Origin of the sequence: Pantoea sp. Ap-967, assembly GCF_011752565.1 — a bacterium.
Taxonomy (GTDB): domain Bacteria; phylum Pseudomonadota; class Gammaproteobacteria; order Pseudomonadales; family Pseudomonadaceae; genus Aquipseudomonas.
Genome location: NZ_VWXK01000017.1, coordinates 39,119 through 54,367, shown reverse-complemented (window position 1 = coordinate 54,367; position 15,249 = coordinate 39,119). Strand labels below are relative to the sequence as shown.

At 65.1% G+C, this 15,249-nt stretch carries 15 protein-coding genes; 10 read left to right on the top strand and 5 right to left on the bottom strand.

Annotated features, from left to right (window positions below; all coding sequences use genetic code 11):
* Positions 1 to 63: 63 nt before the first annotated feature.
* Together F3J45_RS18325 and F3J45_RS18320 are read right to left on the bottom strand one after the other, a co-directional pair.
* Positions 64 to 993 carry a FecR domain-containing protein gene (locus F3J45_RS18325; protein ID WP_167065763.1) on the bottom strand — a complete coding sequence of 310 codons (930 nt, stop codon included), beginning with the start codon at positions 991 to 993 and terminating at the stop codon, positions 64 to 66.
* Positions 990 to 1,484, bottom strand: a complete 495-nt coding sequence (locus tag F3J45_RS18320) for a sigma-70 family RNA polymerase sigma factor (RefSeq protein ID WP_167065760.1) — start codon at positions 1,482 to 1,484, stop codon at positions 990 to 992. The genes F3J45_RS18325 and F3J45_RS18320 overlap by 4 nt, the downstream gene beginning before the upstream one ends.
* A 160-nt stretch (positions 1,485 to 1,644) precedes the next feature.
* On the opposite strand from F3J45_RS18320, the gene F3J45_RS18315 reads away from it, so the two are divergent.
* The 6 genes from F3J45_RS18315 (at position 1,645) to F3J45_RS18290 (ending at position 7,961) form a co-directional block, all read left to right on the top strand.
* A complete protein-coding gene (locus tag F3J45_RS18315; protein ID WP_167065757.1) occupies positions 1,645 to 1,950 on the top strand; it encodes a DUF3649 domain-containing protein in 306 nt (101 codons plus the stop codon).
* Positions 1,947 to 3,518 carry a PepSY domain-containing protein gene (locus F3J45_RS18310; protein ID WP_167065754.1) on the top strand — a complete coding sequence of 524 codons (1,572 nt, stop codon included), beginning with the start codon at positions 1,947 to 1,949 and terminating at the stop codon, positions 3,516 to 3,518. Before F3J45_RS18315 ends, F3J45_RS18310 begins: the two co-directional genes overlap by 4 nt.
* Positions 3,518 to 3,844, top strand: a complete 327-nt coding sequence (locus F3J45_RS18305; RefSeq protein ID WP_167065751.1) for a DUF3325 domain-containing protein — start codon at positions 3,518 to 3,520, stop codon at positions 3,842 to 3,844. The genes F3J45_RS18310 and F3J45_RS18305 overlap by 1 nt, the downstream gene beginning before the upstream one ends.
* Positions 3,837 to 4,394, top strand: a complete 558-nt coding sequence (locus F3J45_RS18300; protein WP_167065749.1) for a sigma-70 family RNA polymerase sigma factor — start codon at positions 3,837 to 3,839, stop codon at positions 4,392 to 4,394. Before F3J45_RS18305 ends, F3J45_RS18300 begins: the two co-directional genes overlap by 8 nt.
* A complete protein-coding gene (locus tag F3J45_RS18295) occupies positions 4,391 to 5,371 on the top strand; it encodes a FecR family protein (protein WP_167065746.1) in 981 nt (326 codons plus the stop codon). Before F3J45_RS18300 ends, F3J45_RS18295 begins: the two co-directional genes overlap by 4 nt.
* A gap of 199 nt (positions 5,372 to 5,570) precedes the next feature.
* A complete protein-coding gene (locus F3J45_RS18290; protein WP_167065743.1) occupies positions 5,571 to 7,961 on the top strand; it encodes a TonB-dependent receptor in 2,391 nt (796 codons plus the stop codon).
* Positions 7,962 to 8,098: 137 nt separating this feature from the next.
* Here F3J45_RS18290 and F3J45_RS18285 read toward each other — a convergent pair whose 3' ends face one another.
* Complete coding sequence (locus tag F3J45_RS18285; RefSeq protein WP_167065740.1) at positions 8,099 to 8,974, bottom strand: AraC family transcriptional regulator; 876 nt, start codon at positions 8,972 to 8,974, stop codon at positions 8,099 to 8,101.
* A 263-nt stretch (positions 8,975 to 9,237) separates the two neighbouring features.
* Between F3J45_RS18285 and F3J45_RS18280 the strand changes: the two genes are divergently transcribed.
* The 4 genes from F3J45_RS18280 (at position 9,238) to F3J45_RS18265 (ending at position 13,021) form a co-directional block, all read left to right on the top strand.
* Complete coding sequence (locus F3J45_RS18280) at positions 9,238 to 10,137, top strand: DMT family transporter (RefSeq protein WP_167065736.1); 900 nt, start codon at positions 9,238 to 9,240, stop codon at positions 10,135 to 10,137.
* Positions 10,138 to 10,296: 159 nt separating this feature from the next.
* Positions 10,297 to 11,724, top strand: coding sequence for a glucosyltransferase domain-containing protein (locus tag F3J45_RS18275; RefSeq protein ID WP_167065733.1), 1,428 nt, complete (start codon positions 10,297 to 10,299; stop codon positions 11,722 to 11,724).
* Entirely contained in the window at positions 11,721 to 12,089 is a 369-nt protein-coding gene (locus F3J45_RS18270; protein ID WP_167065730.1) for a GtrA family protein, read from the top strand. The genes F3J45_RS18275 and F3J45_RS18270 overlap by 4 nt, the downstream gene beginning before the upstream one ends.
* Complete coding sequence (locus F3J45_RS18265) at positions 12,086 to 13,021, top strand: glycosyltransferase family 2 protein (protein ID WP_167065727.1); 936 nt, start codon at positions 12,086 to 12,088, stop codon at positions 13,019 to 13,021. Before F3J45_RS18270 ends, F3J45_RS18265 begins: the two co-directional genes overlap by 4 nt.
* Before the next feature lie 120 nt (positions 13,022 to 13,141).
* Here the strand turns inward: F3J45_RS18265 and F3J45_RS18260 are convergent, their stop codons facing one another.
* Positions 13,142 to 14,116 carry a D-glycerate dehydrogenase gene (locus tag F3J45_RS18260; protein ID WP_167065724.1) on the bottom strand — a complete coding sequence of 325 codons (975 nt, stop codon included), beginning with the start codon at positions 14,114 to 14,116 and terminating at the stop codon, positions 13,142 to 13,144.
* 80 nt (positions 14,117 to 14,196) lie between these two features.
* Positions 14,197 to 15,144, bottom strand: a complete 948-nt coding sequence (locus F3J45_RS18255; RefSeq protein WP_167065721.1) for a LysR family transcriptional regulator — start codon at positions 15,142 to 15,144, stop codon at positions 14,197 to 14,199.
* Between the last annotated feature and the right edge of the window lie 105 nt (positions 15,145 to 15,249).

Genomic DNA, 15,249 nt, shown 5'->3' with positions numbered 1-15,249 from the left:
AAGGGGTTCTGCCTTCCCTGTCACGCGAGGTTCGCCAATCGGCTCAGGCCGCATGAAAAAAAATCAGCTCAGCCGCGGTTCAAGCGTTACCCAGTAGCGGGTGAAGCGCCGTACCTTCACCGGCAACGCCACTTCCAGCATCTGCAGGATGCGTTCGCTGTTATCCAGTGGGTAGGAGCCCGACACTTTCAGGTCGGCGATCCGCTCGCTGCAGCCCAGTTGCCCGTGGCGATAGCGCCCCAGTTCAGCCAGGAAATCGGCCAGGCGCATGTGCGAGGCCACCAGCATGCCGTCTACCCAGGCGCCGCTGTTTGGGTCCAGTGGGCTGATGGCCTGCCAGCCGTGGCCATTGAAGCGGGCGCGCTGGCCGGCGAGCAGGGCATTGCCAGCGAAACGGGCCTGGCCGCTGAACACCGAAACCAGGCTGAAGCCGTCGAACTCGCGCACGTTGAAGTGGCCGTTGCCCAACTGCAGTTCGCCCTGCGCGGTGCGCAGCACCAGCGGGCGGGCATCGCTGGCTACGTCCAGCGCCAGCTCGCCTTCGAGCAACCGCACCTGGCGCTGCTGGCCATCGAAGCGCACATCGGCGGCGCTGCGGGTATTGAGTTGCAGCACGCTGCCATCGTCCAGGCGCATGCGCCGGCGTTCGCCCAGCGGGCTGCGGTAGTCGGCCAGCAGCCCCGGCACCGGGTTGTGCCCGTGCAGGCCAAGGCCCGTGGCACTGGCCACGCCCAACAGCAGCAAGGCCTTGAGCGCCCGGCGCCGGGCCGGGGAGGGCGGCGCCTGCAGGGTGGCATGCACCACGGGCGAGGCCACGCCCTTGAGGCGCTGGTTGACCTGCTGGATATGCGCCCAGGCCCGCTGGTGCTCCTGGTCGGCCAGCAGCCAGTGCTGCAGCGCCTGTTGCTGGGCCTGGTCGAAGTCATCGCCCTGCGACTCGATCAGCCAGTGCACGGCCTGCTCGGCCACCTGTGCGGAGAACGCGGCGTTCATAGGGCGAAGTAGCAGCGCAGGGCTGCCTTGTTCAGGTAGCGCTTGACCGTGGCCAGCGACAGGCCCAGCTCGCGGGCGATCTCGGTTTGCCCCATGCCGTCGACCTGGGCCAGCAGGAACACACGCTTGACCAGCGCCGGCAGGCCATCGAGCAGGCGGTCGAGCTCCAGCAGGGTTTCGAAGATGATCGCTTTCTGTTCCTCGCTTGGTGCTACCTGCTCGGGCACCAGGGCCAGGGCCTGCAGGTAGGCGCGTTCCAGTTCCTGGCGGCGGAAGTGGTTGCACAGCACGCGCTTGGCCACGGTGGCCAGGAACGCCCGGGGCTCGACCAACTGCGGTGCCTCGCGGGCTTGCAGCAGGCGCACGTAGGTGTCCTGGGCGAGGTCGGCGGCGCTCTGCGGGCAGCCCAGGCGGCGGCGCAGCCAGCCGGTCAGCCAGTTGTGGTGGGCGTGGTAAAGGCCTTCGACCGTGGAAGAGAGGGCGCTGGACACCGCAATACTCCGGCGCCATGCAGCGCAATTGGTAGTAAGAATTGTTCGCATTGTAGTGGCAAGGCGTTTCGTCGGCAATCCTTGGCTGTGCCTGGGAAGCTTTGCTTATGAGAATTGAAATCATTACTATTGCATCCCCCAGCTCCACCGGATCCCAGCCATGAAGCGCACCGCCGCCGGACTTCCCATCAGCTACCGCCTGGGCGTGCTTTCGCGCAGCCTCGCCGCGCTGCTGGGCGGGTACCTGCTGGCGTCCATGGCGAGCATCTGCATCACCCTGCTGGCGCCGCTGCCCCAGGTGGACGCGACCATGACCGGCATGATGCTATCGTTCGTTTTCTACCTGTTGGCCTTTCTCTGGTGCTTTGCCTGCCGCAGCGCCTGGCGTGCCTGGCTCGGCGTGCTGCTGCCAAGCTTGTTGCTGGCGCTGGTCAACGGGTTTGCCTACTGGATGAAAAACCCATGAAGGAAGGTTTCCGCCAGGCCATGGCCTGGCTGCACACCTGGACCGGCCTGATTTTCGGCTGGTTGCTGTTCGCCATCTTCCTCACCGGTACCCTGTCGTACTTCAAGGAAGAGATCAGCCACTGGACCCAGCCGGAAGTGCGCCGCCATGCACTCGACCCGGTCGCCAGCCTGGGCCTGGCCCAGCGCTACCTGGAGGCCAATGCCGGGCATGCCAGCAACTGGATAATCCGCCTGCCCAGCGAGCGCGAGGCGCCGATCAGCGTGGGTTGGCGCGACCCCGACGGCGGCCGGCGCGGCTTCGTCAACAAGAAGCTCGATGCCCAGACCGGCCAACCGGTGGAGGCCCGCGAGAGCCGTGGCGGCGATTTCTTCTACCGCTTCCATTTCCAGCTTGAGATGCCGTACCCCTGGGGCCGCTGGCTGGCCACGTTCTGCGCATTCATCATGCTGCTGGGGCTGGTGACCGGGATCATCACCCACAAGAAGATCTTCAAGGAGTTCTTCACCTTCCGCCCCGGCAAGGGCCAGCGCTCCTGGCTGGACGGCCACAATGCGATCGGCGTGCTGGTGCTGCCGTTCCACCTGATGATCAGCTACAGCAGCCTGGTGATCTTCATGTACATGGTGATGCCGGCCAGCATCATGGCCAGCTACGGCGACAGCGACGGCTATTTCAAGGAGGTATTCGGCCGCGACGATGTGCCCAAGGTGGCCAATGTCGCCACGCCGCTGGTGCCGCTGGCCAGCCTGTACGCCAAGGTTCAGGAACAGGTGCCGGGTGCCCGCATGGGCTACATCCAGGTGCAGAACCCTGGCGACAGCAATGCCCGGGTCAGCTTCGCCCAGGCCTCGGCAGACAGCATCGCCTACAAGCGCAGTGCCAACTGGAGCTTCGACGGCGCCACTGGCGCGCTGCTGACCCAGGGCAAGCCCGAGAGCGCGGCGATGATGACCTCGTTCAGCTTCGTCGGCCTGCACATGGGCAACTTTGCCGGGCCATGGCTGCGCTGGCTGTACTTCTTCTTTGGTGTGGCCGGCACGGCGGTGATCGGCACCGGGCTTGTGATGTGGCTGGGCAAGCGCCAGCTCAAGCATGCCAAGAGCGCCAGCTTGCCGGGCGAGCTGCGCCTGGTCGAGGTGCTGAACATCGCCAGCATGAGCGGCCTGCTGCTGGCCGTGGCGGGGTTCTTCTGGGCCAACCGCCTGGTGCCCGCCACGCTGCAAGGCCGTGCCGATTGGGAGGTGAACGCGTTCTTCCTGGCCTGGCTGCTGGCGCTGGTGCATGCCGTGCTGCGCCCGGGGCGCAAGGCCTGGGGTGAGCAACTGGCACTCGGTGCGGTGGCCTTTGCCCTGCTGCCGCTGCTCAACTCGCTGACCAGCGAGCAGGGGCTTGAGCATTCGCTGGCCGCCGCCGACTGGGCCATGGCCGGGTTCGACCTCACCGCCCTGGGCACGGGGTTGTTCCTCGCCTGGGCTGCCAGGCAGATGCTGCGTGCCCCAAAGCCTGCAGCCAAGCGCGCGCCGCGCGCGGCCAAGGCGACCACTGACGTGGCCGAGGTGCACTGATGCTCAGCGTTGCCTTGATCGGTTTCAGCGGTTTCGTTGCCTTGTGCCTGGCCATGGAGAAGCACTTCAGCGACCTGCTCGGGCGCAAGCCAGGCCCTGGCCAGTTGCGCAACCTGCGGATCGCCGGCTGGCTGTTGCTGGCCCTGTCGTTGCTGCTTGCCGTGCACCTGCGCGGCTGGGACCACGGTCTGCTGGAGTGGCTGGCGGTGCTGATGGCCGGGGTCACCCTGTGGGTGTTCGGCCTGCCTTACCTGCCAAAGGTGCTGCTTGGCCTGGCAGCCTTGAGCCTGGTGCTGGGCCCGCTGCTGGCGCTGCTGGGTGGGTGATGCGTTGAGCGAAACCGACAGTGACGGCAGCCGCGCCCGCTTTGTGCAAGTGTTCCAGAGCCAGCGGGCGCGCATGGAGGCATTGATCAGCCGCCGCGTCGGTTGCCGTGCCACGGCATCGGACCTGGTGCAAGAGCTGTTCCTGCGCTTCTGGCGCCGCCCCGAAGTCAAGGTCGAAGCGCTCGACACCTACTTGCTGCGCTGCGCCGGCAACCTTGCCATCGACCACCTGCGCAGCGAGGGCAGCCGTGAACGCCTGGCCGAGGCCTCGCAGCCGCTGGACGACGATGCCCCGGCGCCGGAGCAGGCACTGGAGGCCGATCACGACCTGCAGCGCATTGAAGCGGCGCTGCGCGCACTGCCTGAGCGTACCCGGCAGATTTTCCTGCTCAATCGTATCCACGGCTGCAAGTACGGCGAAATCGCCAAGGCCATGCAACTGTCCCAGAGCAGCGTGGAAAAGCATATGATGCGCGCCCTTGAAGCGTGCAAGGCCAGTGTTGCCGAGCCCGCGTTTTCCCCACGCCGGCCTGGGAGCGCCCGCCAATGAGCCATCCAGACCTGATCACCGCCGTGCAGTCCGACGCCGCCCTGCACTGGTTGCTGCGCATCAACCAGCAACCCGAGGCAGCCCAGAGCGCCGACTTCAAGCGCTGGCTGATTGCCGACCCCAGGCACCGCGAGGCCTATGCCGAAGCCCAGTTACTGTGGCAGATCAGCGAGGCGCCAGCGGCGCGCATGGCCGAGGAGGAGCACGCTGACCTGCAGCGTTACCTGCAGGCAATGGCCCGGCCCGCCAGCAGCGGGCGCTGGCGCGCGCTCTGTGGCATGGCCGCTGCGGCCTGCCTGGTGCTGGCCATGGGCGTGGCAGGGGGGTGGCGGCCTGTTGATTGGCTGCAGAACCTGCAAGCCGACTTCAGCAGCGGCGAGGCAATCCGCCAGGTGACCCTGGCGGACCAGTCCCAGGTGACCCTGGATGCGGGCAGCGCCATCGCCGTGCACTTCCAGCAAGGTGAGCGCCATGTGCGCTTGCTGCATGGTGCGGCGTTCTTCCAGGTGACCCACACCGGCGAGCCGTTCGTGGTCGAGGCGGGCGAGGGCCAGGTGCGCGTGCTCGGCACCCAGTTCGAGGTCCGTGAGCAGGGCGACGGTGCCCAGGTGACCGTGCGCAGCGGGCGGGTGGCGGTAACGGCGGCCCAGGGGCAGGCGGCCCATGAGCTGACGGCCAATCAGCAGTTGGCCTTCGCCGATGGCCAGGCTGGCGAAACCCAGAGCGTGGACAGCGACAGCCGCCTGGCCTGGCGCCAAGGCTGGCTGAATTACTACCAGGTGCCGTTGGCCCAGGTAGTCGACGACCTGGGGCGCTATTACCCGGGGCGGATCGTGCTGCTCGATGGCGAACTGGGGCGGCGCAAGGTCAGTGGCAGTTTCCCGGTTGCAGAGCCCTTGGCGGCGCTGGACTCGCTGGGCCAGGTCCTCGGGTTTTCACGGCAGACCCTACTCGGGCGCCTGACCGTCATCAGGTAGTTGCCTCTACCGGCCCTTTCGCAGGCAAACCCGCCCTACAAACCCCGCACGTACCCTTGTAGGAGCGGGCTTGCCCCGCGAAAGGGCCGGCCCAGCAAAATATTTTCCAAAGGGTGATGAGGTAACTGGATGTGACATCCGTGTAATGAGTGTAAGTGCGATTCATTCGCAGTCATCACCCTCTAACAGGTCAGCGTCCATGAAGTTCACCCCGCGTTGCGTCCCCCTCTGGTTCGGCCTCACTGCCTGCTCGGCCCTCGCCGCTGCGCCCTTCGCCATGGCCGCCGAGCAGGTCCAGTTGCACGCTTTTGCCCAACCCAGCCAGCCCCTGGCCCAGGCGCTCAACGCCTTCAGCCGCGCCACCGGCCAGAGCGTGGTCTACACCCTCGAACTGCCCGGCGTGCAGGCCCCCGCGCTGAACGGCAACTTCAGCGCCGAGCAGGCCCTGCAGCAGCTGCTGGGCAACAGCGGCCTGACCTGGCGCCGCCTGGATGCCCGCACCCTGACGCTGGAAACCGTCGACACCTCCGGCGCCCTCAACCTGCAGGCCACCAACGTTACCTCGCAGCTTGACAACTACAGCTACCAGCCACCGGCCAGCGCCTCGATCATGCGCGGCCAGGGCCCGTCCCAGGACATCCCCCAGGCCATCAACGTAGTGCCGGCCCAGGTACTGCGCGACCAGGCGCCACGTAACCTCGACGATGCCCTGGCCAACGTCAGCGGCATCACCCAGGGCAACAACTTTGGCGGCACCTCCGACACCGTGATGAAGCGTGGCTTCGGCGACAACCGCGATGGCTCGATCATGCGCGACGGCATGCCGCTGGTGCAGGGCCGCAGCCTCAACGCCAGCACCGAGCGGGTCGAAGTGCTCAAGGGCCCGGCTTCGCTGCTGTACGGCATCCAGGACCCAGGCGGGGTCATCAACGTGGTCAGCAAGCGCCCGCAACTGGAGCAGTACAATGCCCTGACCGTGCGCGGCTCCACCTACGGCAGTGGCAAGAACGGCAGCGGCGGCGGTTTCGACAGCACCGGCGCACTGGGCGGCAGCAACTTCGCCTACCGGCTGATCGTCGACCACGAAGACGAAGACTACTGGCGCAACTTCGGGGTGCACCGTGAATCGCTGGTAGCGCCGTCGTTCGCCTGGCTGGGCGAAGACACCCAGGTGGTGCTGGCCTACGAGCACCGTGAGTTCCTCTACCCCTTCGACCGCGGCACCGCGTTCGGCAGCAATGGCCACCCGCTGAACATTCCGGCCACGCGCCGCCTCGACGAACCCTTCAACGACATGGAAGGGCGCTCCGACCTGTACCGCCTGGAAGTCGACCACCAACTGGCCGACGACTGGAAGCTGCATTTCGGCTACAGCTTCAACCGCGAAACTTACGACGCCAGCCAAGTGCGCGTTACCGGCGTGAACGAGGCCAAGGGCACCCTGACCCGCAGCATCGACGGCACCCATAACGCCATGAGCCGCGACCAGTTCGCCACCCTGAGCCTGAACGGCAATGTGCAACTGGCCGGCATGCAGCACGATTTGCTGTTCGGGGTCGACCACGAAGACCGCAAGATCTTTCGCGGCGACCTGATTCGCCAGACGGCCAAGTCCACCTTCAGTTACCTGAACCCGGTGTACGGCCAGGAAGTGGAAGGCAGCACGGTGCGGGCCAGCGACAGCGACCAGACCGACAAGCTGCGCACCGATGCGATCTTCCTGCAGGATGCGCTGCACCTGGATGAGCACTGGATCGTGGTGGCGGGTGCGCGCTTCCAGCAGTTCGACCAGTACGCCGGCCGTGGCCGCCCATTCAAGGCCAACACCGACACCAGCGGCCAGGCCTGGGTGCCGCATGCGGGCATCGTCTACAAGGTCGACGACCAGTTGTCGTTCTATGGCAGCTACAGCGAGTCGTTCAAGCCCAACTCCAGCATTGCCCCGCTGACCGGTGGCGTGGTGCTGGACTCGTCGGTGGCGCCGGAGGAGGGCAAGTCCTGGGAGTTGGGCGCCAAGCTCGACATGCCGGGCAGCCTGAGCGGCACCCTGGCGCTGTTCGACATCACCAAGCAGAACGTGCTGGTGGCCAACTTCGACAGCAGCACGGGCGAGACGCTGTACAGCAACGCCGGTGAAGTCAATTCGCGGGGCGTGGAGCTGGACCTGACCGGGCAGCTCAGCGAGCACTGGAGCCTGATCGGCAGCTATGCCTTCACCGATGCCAAGGTGACCAAGGACCCAGACCTCAAGGGCAACCGCTTGCAGAACGTGGCCCGGCACAGCGGCTCGCTGTCGGCGGTGTATGACTTCGGCAGCCTGTTCGGCGGCGACCGCCTGCGGGTGGGCGCCGGGGCGCGCTACGTGGGTGAACGCCCAGGCAATTCGACCAATACCTTCGACTTGCCGAGCTACACCGTGGCAGATGCGTTCGCCAGCTACGAAACCAAGCTCGATGAACACAAGGTGCGCTTGCAGTTGAACGTGAAGAACCTGTTCGACAAGGTGTACTACAGCTCGGCGGTGAACCAGTATTTCGTCGCCATTGGTGATGCGCGGCAGGTGAGCTTGTCCAGTACCTTCGAGTTCTGACGCTCCCCTGAGGGTAGGAGCGAGCGCAGCTCGCGATGCGCCGCGCCAGCGGTGCTCGTTTCGAAGCCCAGCGCCGCGGGTGCGGCGCATCGCGAGCTGCGCTCGCTCCTACCGGGGAGTGGGACGCAGTGGGTCCTTCAGCTGCAGGTGGCCGTGCGGTACTGGCCTGGGGTTGCCCCAAACGCCTGGCGGAAGCGGTTGCTGAAATGGCTGGCACTGGCGAACCCGCACAGCAGCGCCACCTGCCCCAACGGCAACTCGGCCAGGCGCAGCAGTTGGCAAGCCCGGTGCAGCCGCCGCGCCAGCAGGTACTGGTGGGGCGGCAGGCCGAAACTGGTGCGGAACATCCGCGCAAAGTGGTATTCGGACAGGTTGCAGCGCAGTGCCAGTTCACCCAGGGTGATCGGCTGGTCCAGGTTCGCCTCCAGGTAATCCACCAACTGGCGGCGCAGGCTGGGTGCCAACCCGCCCTTGAGCCGCACCCCCTGGCGCAACCCCACCTGGCTGAGCACGGCGTGGTCGACGATCGCGTGGGCCAGGCTGCTGGCCAGCAGGCGCTCGGCAGGTTCGTCCCAGGCCAGGCCGATCAACTGGCGAAAGCGCACCGACTGCTGCGGGTCGTCGATGAAGGTTGCCTCGTGCAGCTGCAACTCGCGCGGCTCGCGGTCGAGCAGGCGCACGCAGCCCAGGGCGAATTGCGCCTCGCTGACGTACAGGTGCGCCAGGCGAATGGCGCCGTTGACCACCCAGTTCGACTCAAAGCCCGCCGGCATGATGCACAGTTTGTTCGGCGCGCCCTTGTCCGCCGGGCGCTGGCGACGGAAGGTACCGGTGCCGTCGGCGATGTAGCACGACAGGGTGTGGTGGCTTGGCGCCTGGTAGTCGCGAGCGTCGTCGCGGTTGCTCCACAGCGCTGCGGCAAGGCCGTCGCCCAGCTGCGCGCTCAGCTCCAGCCGGGCGTTGGGCGAGGCGTGCATGGCGTTGAACACTTGCAGTTGGCTGAGTGGGGTCATGGCTGGGTCCTCTGGCTGCCATCGTACTGCGCCTGGGGGGCGGTGACAGCTGGTTGGGCAGGAAAAGCGCAAGTTTGTGCAAGCGGTGGGGGGGGGGCAGGGGGGACACTGGTGGCTCCGGCGAGGGCTGCGCCCTCGATTCGCGGGGCAAGCCCGCTCCTACAGGGACCGCGCCGCTGGCAAGGGAGCTGCCGTACCTGTGGGAGCGGGCTTGCCCGCGAAGCGCCGGGAACCGATCTTGAAAGGCCCAAGGAACCACCACCATGAACCTGTCTCTGTACCTGCTCACCGTCCTGATCTGGGGCACCACCTGGATCGCCCTGAAACTGCAACTGGGCGTGGTCGCCATTCCCGTGTCGATCGTCTACCGCTTCGCCCTGGCCGGCCTGATCCTGTTCGCCATCCTCCTGCTCACCCGCCGCCTGCAGCCGATGAACCGGCGCGGCCACCTGGTTTGCCTGGCCCAGGGCCTTTGCCTGTTCTGCGTCAACTTCATGTGTTTCCTCACCGCCAGCCAGTGGATCGCCAGCGGCCTGATCGCCGTGGTGTTCTCCACCGCCACCCTGTGGAACGCCCTGAACGCGCGGATCTTCTTCGGCCAGAAAATTGCCGGCAACGTGCTGGGCGGGGGCGCGCTGGGCCTGTTGGGGCTCGGCCTGTTGTTCTGGCCGGAACTGTCGCACCACGCCGCCAGCCCTGAAACCCTCTACGGCCTGGGCCTGGCGTTGCTGGGCACGCTGTGCTTCTCGGCCGGCAACATGCTGTCGAGCATGCAGCAGAAAGCCGGCCTCAAGCCCATGACCACCAATGCCTGGGGCATGCTCTATGGCGCGGCGATGCTGGCCGGGTACTGCCTGGCCAGCGACATACCCTTCGCCATGGAATGGAACGGCCGCTACATCGGCTCGCTGCTGTACCTGGTCATTCCCGGCTCGGTGATCGGCTTTACCGCCTACCTGACCCTGGTCGGGCGCATGGGGCCGGAACGCGCCGCCTATTGCACGGTGCTGTTCCCGCTGGTGGCGCTGAACATCTCGGCGTTTGCCGAGGGGTATCAGTGGACCAGCCCGGCACTGTTGGGGTTGGTGGCGGTCATGATGGGCAACGTGCTGGTATTCAGAAAACCCGTGAACAAGGCCACTGGCGCGCTGGCACGCACCTGAGGCCCAGCGCCTGGCAAAAATGCCAGGTGCGCTCAGCGGGCATCTGGCTAGACTTGGCTGGGAGTTCTTGCCCGGGGAAGCCAGATGGCTGCAGTGTCTATATGGAACAGGCCACTCACGCAGGCGCAACTCCGGTTGTTATGCACGGCGGCCTTGCTCGTGCACATTCTGCCGCTGCTGATGGCTGACCACCCGTTTCTCGATGACTACGCCCGTGCGCAAATGGCCCGCAATGACTGGAGCTATTTCGGCCGGCCCCTGATGGTTGCGTTGTTTGCGGCGCTGAGTTTCGGGCCAGGTGCAGTCGACCTTTACCCGCTGCCATTGCTGCTGGCTGTGGTGGTATCCGGATTTGCCCTCGCCCGCCTGGTGGTTGGCTGGTTTCCAGCGCCAACAGTGAGTGCTGTGTGGGTGGTGCTGCCGCTGTGGTTGCAACCGTATTTCCTGCAGAACCTTTCCTACCAGTACGACGGTGCAGCCATGGCGCTGTCCCTGAGTGCGGCACTGTGGGCGGTGATGTCCAAGGTCGGGCGCTTGGGCAGCCATGCAGCAGGCATGGCGCTGGTGGCCGCAGCGGCGGCGCTCTACCAGCCCAGCGTCAATGTATTTATCGGCCTGTGTGGGATGGAGGCGATGCTCAACGTAATGAACGGCGACAGGGCGGTGCATGTGTATCGGCACGCGCTGGCCCGTGTTGGGCAACTGCTGGGAGGGCTGCTGGTTTATTACGCAAGCAGTGCCTGGATGGTCACTTCCACGCGGGGCGAAATGCTGCCGTTGAATTCGCAATGGCTAGAGGAGGTAACGCAGCGCCTGCAAGCAACGGCCGAGGTGGTCGGTTTGCTGGTTACACCTTGGAGTGCCTGGGTCTTCATTACCCTGTTGGCCCTGGCCGTTGCCTGCTTGCTGCACCAGCTGATGCGGCTGTGGCGGGCTGACGTTGGGATTGGCGGGCCACTGAGCCTGTCGATTGCCTTGCTGCTGGGCACGCTGACCGTTGTGCTATGTGTCCCAGGCTTGATCCTGTTCCTGGCTGCGTTCGAGAAGGCGGTGCGGGTACTGATGGGGTTGGGCGTCCTGCTGATGCTGATTCAGTACCTGGCGTATGCAGCCCTTGCTGGCTGGCCGCGTGTTCGCGTGCTCGTGCTTGGGGTGCCAGTGCTGTTCATGTTGTCGTTTTCGTTCGCCTATGGTCGGGTCATGCTGCTGCAGAAGGAGTTGCATCAAGCGGTCACTCAGTCATTGGTTCACGACCTGCAGTCACAACCGCAGCTCAACCAGGCAAAGCACTTCTATGTGCTCGATTTCTGGCTCAAGCGGCCGTGGATTCCAGCCGCCGCTGGCACGCTGGAGGCCATGCCAGCGATGGCCATGGTTCATGCCTACAACTTCATCGTGTTGCCAGAAATGTTGCCCCGGGCCGGCATCGACGACCTGCACAGTTTCTACCAGACCCCTCCATTGAACCGGCAGCAAGTGATGGCCCAGAGCCCCACGCCCGTGCTTTCCAGCCGCCTCTATGACCTCTACCGGGTGGCTGACGACGTCTACGTGCTGATCAAGCCACCCGAGGGCTACGGCCAGTGACCTGGCACCGTTTCGCCCGTTACGGGCTGGTAGGCATCGGCAACACGCTGGTGCACTGGCTGGTGTTCCTTGGCCTGCACCTGATGCTGGGGCTGCGCCAGGCGTCGAGCAACCTGCTGGCATTCGCCGTGGCAGCGACCCTTTCCTACTACGCCAACGCCCACTATACCTTCGCGGTCAGGCCCTCCGGCCCACGCTACCTGCTGTTCATGCTGGGCATGGGAGCGCTGAGCCTGGCCTTGGGGGCCATGGCGGACTGGGCAAGGCTATCACCCTGGCTGACCCTGCTGGCCTTTTCGGCAGTCAGCCTGGTGGCAGGCTATTGCTACTCGCACACCGTGGTCTTCAGACGGAACACGCCATGAACATCACCCTGATCGTACCGGTATACAACGAACAGGACACCCTGGAGCGGTTCTACCAGGCCGTGCGCAACGAGCCGACCCTGCAGGGCACGACCGTGGAAATCCTGTTCGTCAATGACGGCAGCGATGACGCCAGCGAAGACATCTGCGCGGCCCTGGCGGCGCGGGACGAGTGGGTATCGGTGGTGAACTTCTCGCGCAATTTCGGCAAGGAGTCGGCCTTGTTCGCCGGGCTTGAGTACGCCGAAGGCGATGCCGTGGTGCCGATCGATGTCGACCTGCAAGACCCGGTGTCGCTCATTGCACAGATGATCGAGCAATGGCAGCAGGGGGCCGATGTGGTGCTGGCCAAGCGCCGCAGCCGCACTGCCGATACGCCGTTCAAGCGCTGGAGCGCACGGCTTTATTACCGCCTGCACAACCGCATTGCTTCAACCCATATCGAAGAGAACGTCGGCGATTTTCGGCTGCTCGACCGCAAGGTGGTGGCTGCTATCCGCCAGTTGCCCGAGCAGCAACTGTTCATGAAAGGCGTGCTGTCGTGGGTGGGTTTTCGCACGGTGATCGTCGAGTACGACCGGCCGGAGCGGGTGGCGGGCAACAGCAAGTTCAGTTTCTGGCGGCTGTGGAACCTGGCCCTGGACGGCATCACTTCGTTCAGTACCGTGCCGTTGCGGCTGTGGAGCTACGTAGGGGCGGGCGTGTCGCTGTTCGCCTTTGCCTTTGCCGTGTACATGCTGGTGGACAAGATGCTCCACGGCAACGACTTGCCAGGCTACCCGTCGATCATGACGGCGATCCTGTTTCTCGGCGGGGTGCAGCTTATCGGCATCGGGATACTGGGGGAGTACATCGGGCGGATCTACCAGGAAACCAAGCACCGCCCCCGGTATGTGGTGCGCAAGGTGCTGGGCCGGCGGCGCCAGCGGTAATCGCTATTGCCTGTCCCGGCCTCTTCGCGGGCAAGCCCGCTCCCACAGGTACATCACAGGCCTGGCGATGCAGGAGCGGGCTTGCCCCGCGAAGAAGCCACCACAAGCGCTAAAAAACCATCACCCCTTCCAAACCTGTGGATTCACCAAATCCCGCGGCCGCTCACCCAGCAGCGCCGCCCGCAAGTTCTCCATGGCCCGGTTGGCCATGGCCTCGCGGGTTTCCGCCGTGGCCGAGCCAATGTGCGGCAGGGTCAGTGCATTGGGTAGTTGGAACAAGGGCGATTCGCTCAGCGGTTCTTTCTCGTACACATCCAGCCCGGCCCCGCGAATGGTGCCGTTCTGCAGCGCCTCGACCAACGCCGCCTCGTCCACCACCGGGCCGCGGGCGATGTTGATCAGAAACGCGCTGGGCTTCATCAGCTTCAGCTCGCGGGCACCGATCAGCTTGCGCGTGGCGTCGGACAGCGGCACCACCAGGCAAACGAAGTCCGATTCGGCCAGCAACTGCTCAAGGCTGCGGTACTGCGCGCCCAACTCCTGCTCCAGCGCCGCCTTGCGGCTGTTGCCGGCATACAGGATGGACATGCCGAAACCGAAGCGGCCACGGCGGGCAACGGCCGCGCCGATGTTGCCCAGGCCGACGATGCCCAGGGTCTTGCCATGCACATCGCTGCCGAAGTGCGACGGCGCAACGGTGGCCTGCCAGTTGCCGGCCTTGGTCCAGGCATCGAGCTCGGCGGTGCGCCGGGCGCAACCCATGATCAGCGAGAAGCCCAGGTCGGCGGTGCTTTCGGTGAGCACGTCGGGGGTGTTGGTCAGGGCGATGCCGCGTTCGTTGAAGTAGTCGACATCGTAGTTGTCGTAGCCCACCGAGACGCTGGACACCACCTCCAGCTTGCCCGCACCTTCGAGTTGCGCACGGCCAAGCTTGCGCCCGGCACCGATCAGGCCGTGGGCCTCGGGCAGGGCTTCGTTGAACTGGGCACTGATATCACCGAGCTTGGGGCTTGGCACGATCACGTTGAAGTCTTGCTGCAGGCGCTCGGCCATGGCCGGGGTGATGCGGCTGAAGGCCAGGACGGTCTTTTTCATCGGGCAACTTCTCAAGGCGGTGGGTCGGGTTTGTTGCTTAGCAACCTACCATTGTCCACCGCCGCCGTGCAGCAGCTTTTTCAGTTGGCGATCAGCAATTCATGGGTTTTCAGGTCCGCCTCATGGGCCGCCAGAATCTCTGGCAGGGAATTGCGCAGGTACTCGACCCAGGTCTTGATCTTGGCATCCAGGTATTGGCGCGAGGGGTAGATGGCGTACAGGTTCAGCTCCTGCAGGCGGTAGTCCGGCAGCGCCCGCACCAGGCTGCCATCGCGCAGGCCGTCGATTGCCGAGTAGATCGGCAGCACGCCCATGCCCATGCCGCTGCGGATCGCGGTTTTCATCGCGTCTGCCGAATTGACCTGGAACGGCGAGCTGGTGATGTTGACCAGCTCCTGGCCTTCCGGGCCATCGAACAACCACTTCTCCAGCGGAATCACTGGGCTGACCATGCGCAGGCACGCGTGCTGCAGCAGGTCGAGCGGCTTGTGCGCGAAGCCGTTGCGCGCCACGTAGTCGGGCGAGGCGCAGACGATGCTGTAGGTGATGCCCAGGCGCTGGGAGACGAAACCGGAGTCCGGCAGCTCGGTGGCGAGCACGATGGACACGTCATAACCCTCTTCGAGCAGGTCTGGCACGCGGTTGGCCATGGTCAGGTCGAAGGTCACGTCCGGGTGCGATTCGCGGTAGCGGGTGATGGCATCGACCACGAAATGCTGGCCGACCCCGGTCATCGAGTGCACTTTCAACTGCCCGGCAGGCCGGGCATGGGCGTCGCTGGCCTCGGCCTCGGCTTCCTCGACATAGGTGAGGATTTGCTCGCAGCGCATCAGGTATCGCTTGCCGGCTTCGGTCAAGGCGATGCGCCGGGTGGTGCGGTTGAGCAGCCGGGTTTGCAGATGGGCTTCCAGGTTGGAGACCGCCCGCGACACGTTCGCGGTGGTCGTATCCAGTTGCGCGGCGGCGGCGGTAAAGCTGCCTAGCTGGGCTACGCAACTGAAAGCACGCATGTTTTGCAGGGTGTCCATGGGTCACTCTCGATATAGAGGACAAAATTGTGTCATGAAGTAACGCAAAAGTTATGAAAACTTGCCTTCGACCAAAGGCGGATTATCGCTGTTTCGGTAACAAAG

What these genes read in the sequence shown, in the direction of transcription:
- F3J45_RS18325 (WP_167065763.1), bottom strand. Translation starts at nt 993, where the DNA reads ATGAACGCCGCGTTCTCCGCACAGGTGGCCGAGCAGGCCGTGCACTGG.
- F3J45_RS18315 (WP_167065757.1), top strand. Translation starts at nt 1,645, where the DNA reads ATGAAGCGCACCGCCGCCGGACTTCCCATCAGCTACCGCCTGGGCGTG.
- F3J45_RS18310 (WP_167065754.1), top strand. Translation starts at nt 1,947, where the DNA reads ATGAAGGAAGGTTTCCGCCAGGCCATGGCCTGGCTGCACACCTGGACC.
- F3J45_RS18305 (WP_167065751.1), top strand. Translation starts at nt 3,518, where the DNA reads ATGCTCAGCGTTGCCTTGATCGGTTTCAGCGGTTTCGTTGCCTTGTGC.
- F3J45_RS18295 (WP_167065746.1), top strand. Translation starts at nt 4,391, where the DNA reads ATGAGCCATCCAGACCTGATCACCGCCGTGCAGTCCGACGCCGCCCTG.
- F3J45_RS18290 (WP_167065743.1), top strand. Translation starts at nt 5,571, where the DNA reads ATGAAGTTCACCCCGCGTTGCGTCCCCCTCTGGTTCGGCCTCACTGCC.
- F3J45_RS18285 (WP_167065740.1), bottom strand. Translation starts at nt 8,974, where the DNA reads ATGACCCCACTCAGCCAACTGCAAGTGTTCAACGCCATGCACGCCTCG.
- F3J45_RS18280 (WP_167065736.1), top strand. Translation starts at nt 9,238, where the DNA reads ATGAACCTGTCTCTGTACCTGCTCACCGTCCTGATCTGGGGCACCACC.
- F3J45_RS18265 (WP_167065727.1), top strand. Translation starts at nt 12,086, where the DNA reads ATGAACATCACCCTGATCGTACCGGTATACAACGAACAGGACACCCTG.
- F3J45_RS18260 (WP_167065724.1), bottom strand. Translation starts at nt 14,116, where the DNA reads ATGAAAAAGACCGTCCTGGCCTTCAGCCGCATCACCCCGGCCATGGCC.
- F3J45_RS18255 (WP_167065721.1), bottom strand. Translation starts at nt 15,144, where the DNA reads ATGGACACCCTGCAAAACATGCGTGCTTTCAGTTGCGTAGCCCAGCTA.